The organism is Streptomyces sp. NPDC015131 (assembly GCF_043079975.1).
GTDB lineage: Bacteria > Actinomycetota > Actinomycetes > Streptomycetales > Streptomycetaceae > Streptomyces.
This window is the reverse complement of sequence record NZ_JBIBVB010000013.1, coordinates 1-3,128: the sequence shown is the minus strand read 5'-3', so window position 1 is coordinate 3,128 and position 3,128 is coordinate 1. Positions and strand designations below refer to the sequence as shown.

The 3,128-nt window shown below is 64.6% G+C and carries 3 protein-coding genes; 2 read left to right on the top strand and 1 reads right to left on the bottom strand.

The features are described from left to right. Nucleotides 1–228: 228 nt before the first annotated feature. Nucleotides 229–1,770, top strand: coding sequence for an IS21-like element IS1415 family transposase (gene istA / locus ACF08D_RS31235; RefSeq protein ID WP_030538069.1), 1,542 nt, complete (start codon nt 229–231; stop codon nt 1,768–1,770). Beyond that, on the top strand, nt 1,770–2,561 hold the full coding sequence (gene istB / locus ACF08D_RS31230) for an IS21-like element IS1415 family helper ATPase IstB (RefSeq protein ID WP_003944771.1): 792 nt from the start codon (nt 1,770–1,772) through the stop codon (nt 2,559–2,561). The genes istA and istB overlap by 1 nt, the downstream gene beginning before the upstream one ends. A gap of 6 nt (nt 2,562–2,567) precedes the next feature. Here the strand turns inward: istB and ACF08D_RS31225 are convergent, their stop codons facing one another. Next, a complete protein-coding gene (locus tag ACF08D_RS31225; protein WP_392227574.1) occupies nt 2,568–3,077 on the bottom strand; it encodes a TIGR02206 family membrane protein in 510 nt (169 codons plus the stop codon). Nucleotides 3,078–3,128 lie beyond the last annotated feature (51 nt).

Below are 3,128 nucleotides of genomic sequence, written 5' to 3'. Positions count from 1 at the left end.
TCCCACCGATGATGCAGGCGGTGGTTGCCGGCATGCCCACGAGCACGCGCAGCGGGGCTGGCTTTCGCCCATCGAGTGCGCATGACCTGTCCAGGTGTCGACGGCCATCGTAAGCTCCCCACTGGCGGCCATTTATGGCGCATTTTGTGGCCATGGTTTCTCCCCGCGTACGGCCAGATAGTTCCCCACCTGCTGTGAGTCAGATTCGGTCCCGGCAACGCTGGGTGGATGAAATCGAGCAGGGAGATCATGGAAATTTTGGAGGCGTACGACCTCACGGGTAGTTATCGGGCGGCGGCGGAGCTGGCTGGGTGTGATCACCACACGGTGGCCCGGTATGTGCAGATGCGCGCTGCGGGGCAGCCGCCGGACCGCCGGCGGCATCGAGCGCGGGCGATCGACGACTTTCTGCCGAAGATCGAGGAGTTGGTGGTCCGCTCGCAGGGCAAGGTCCGCGCGGATGTCATCCACGAACGGATCGTCGCGCTGGGGTTCACCGGCGGTGAGCGGACCACGCGCCGGACGGTCGCGGAGGCGAAGGCCCAGTTTCGGGCTGGTCGGCGGCGAGTGTATCGGCCGTGGGTAACCGAACCTGGGCTGTGGTTACAGTACGACTTCGGTGACGGGCCAACGATTTCCGGCCGGAAGACGACGTTGTTCTGCGCATGGTTGGCGTGGTCGCGATTTCGGGTGGTGATCCCGATCTGGGACAAGACATTGCCGACGGTGGCGGCGTGTTTGGATGCGACATTCCGCCGCTTGGGCGGGGTTCCGGTCTATGTCCTCACCGACAACGAGAAGACCGCGACGATCGATCACGTGGCCGGGATCGCGGTCCGCAATCCGGAGATCGTGGAGGTGGCACGGCATTACGGCACGACGCTGCGGACGTGTTTACCTGCTGATCCGGAGTCGAAGGGAGGAAGTGAGGCGACGGTGCGGATCGCCAAAGCCGACCTGTTGCCGAAGGAGGTGAACCTGCGCGAGCAGTATCACTCTTTCGGTGAGCTCGAGTCGGCTTGCCGGCAGTTCTGCACCGACGTCAACACCCGCGTCCACAGCTCTACTCGGCGGCGGCCGGTCGAGCGGCTGGCCGAAGAGTTGCAGCGGCTGCATCCGCTGCCGAAATCTCCGTTCACCGCGGTGTTCGGCACTACCCGGCGGGTGAACTGGGAGTCGACGATCTCGGTGGAAGGGGTGCGGTATTCGGTGCCGCACACGTTGATCGACACTCGGGTCTGGGCCCGCTTCCATGGTGAGGAGCTGATCGTGACCGCCGTCGACAATGATGGCGGTGCAGTCGAAGTCGCGCGGCACCGCCGCGGCCAACCCGGTTCACCGGTCCTCGACAACGACCACTACCCACCCCGCCCAGACCGCGACGCCGCCGACCGGGTGCCCAAGCCTCGTACCGCCGCCGAGCTCGCCTTCCTACAGTTGGGCCAGGGTGCCAACAGCTGGCTGGTCGAGGCTGCCGCCGCGGGAGCGCGCCGCATCAGGGCGAAGATGGCCGAGGCCGTGGACCTTTCGAAGCTGCACTCCCCGGACGCAGTCGACAGAGCGTTGGGGACGGCGGCGATGACCGGCCGGTTCGCCGATCGGGACCTGATCTCGATCCTCGACTACCAAGTCACCCACGAACACGCTGATCCGGTCCGTCGCAGCGAGAACCACACTCTGCAACCGGGCACCGCCGCCTGGTCCACCTTCGGCCAGACACCAGCGCCGGCCAGCCCAGCCACTACTGACGATGAAAGCGATGACGCCTGATGAGCACCCCTTTGCGCACTGTTACCAGCGCTAACGGCGACCCGTTGGCCGAGGCGATCGACCTGACTAAACGCCTGAAACTGCCCCATATCCGCAGGTCCTTGAGCGATATCATCCCGACCGCGAAAGCCCAACGCTGGGACCCCGCCGAAGTCGTGCGGGTTCTCCTCGCTGAGGAAGCCGCCGGCCGGGACCGGGCGAACCTGCACACTCGCCGCAAACGCGCGGGTTTCCCTACCGGCAAGACCTTCGGCGACTGGGACGAAACGAAATCGTCGATTCCCCGCGCCACCCAGGACGCGCTCCGCACCCTGGAGTGGGTCGGGCGGCGTGAATGTTTCTGCGTCTGTGGGCCTTCGGGAACTGGCAAGTCTCACTTCACCGAGGCACTCGGGCAGGCCGCAGTCGAAGCTGGGCTGGCGGTGTCTTGGTTCACCATCGAAGACCTCGGTGCCCTGGTCCGCCGGCACCGTGCCGACGACTCCATCGCCCGAGCCCTGACGAGGATCATCCGCTCCGACCTGATCATCGTCGACGACATCGGTCTGCTCCCGGTCTCTGAAGACGCCGCCGAAGGATTCTATCGCCTCGTCGACGCTGCCTACGAACGCCGAGCGATTGCCGTCTCGAGCAACCTGCACCCCTCCGGCTTCGACGAGATCATGCCCAAAACATTGGCCACCGCCACCGTTGACCGGCTCCTGCACCATGCGCACGTCGTCGTCACCGACGGCGACTCCTTCCGCCTCACCGAAGCCACCACCGGCAAGGGGGTGAAGCCCTTCAGCTAACCCAAATCAGAAAGCGGGTGGGGAAAAACAACTGGCCGCCACCGGGGAGAACCCGTGGCCACCAGCGGGGAGAACTACTGGCCGCCTACGGGGAGAACTTCGTGGCCATTGACAGTGAATCGCCCAGAAGGCAAGAAACTCGTAACCGGGGAAGTCGGGCCCGGCCAGAGCCGGTGAAATCAACGCCTGCGTACTCAATACAAGCCCCCAGTAGTAGGTGAGGGCGAACGGCCAATGTCGGTGCGACCACAATGCGTAGATCGCGGACACTGTCGCGAGATCGGTGAGTTGTAAGGGTACGGATCCTCCTAGCGTGGGTGAGGACAGCGAGTAGAGCACCGCCGAGCCGTATATCACCGCCAGTATTCCGCCGAGGGCGCGGCTGAGGTGGCGAGCTTGCGCTTCGGTCTGTCTACGTCCCGCCCAGATCAGAAACACCGAACCCGCGACAAACAGAGCGATGGCTGCCCAATGCGATGGGCCGTACGCCGAGAACTCGGGTTGTGCAGAATACACATCTCTCACTTCCTCAGCGCCGCCGAACGCACTGTTCCATAACAACCTTCG

Coding starts and splice junctions, on each gene's coding strand:
- istB (WP_003944771.1), top strand. CDS start 1,770: ATGAGCACCCCTTTGCGCACTGTTACCAGCGCTAACGGCGACCCGTTG.
- istA (WP_030538069.1), top strand. CDS start 229: ATGAAATCGAGCAGGGAGATCATGGAAATTTTGGAGGCGTACGACCTC.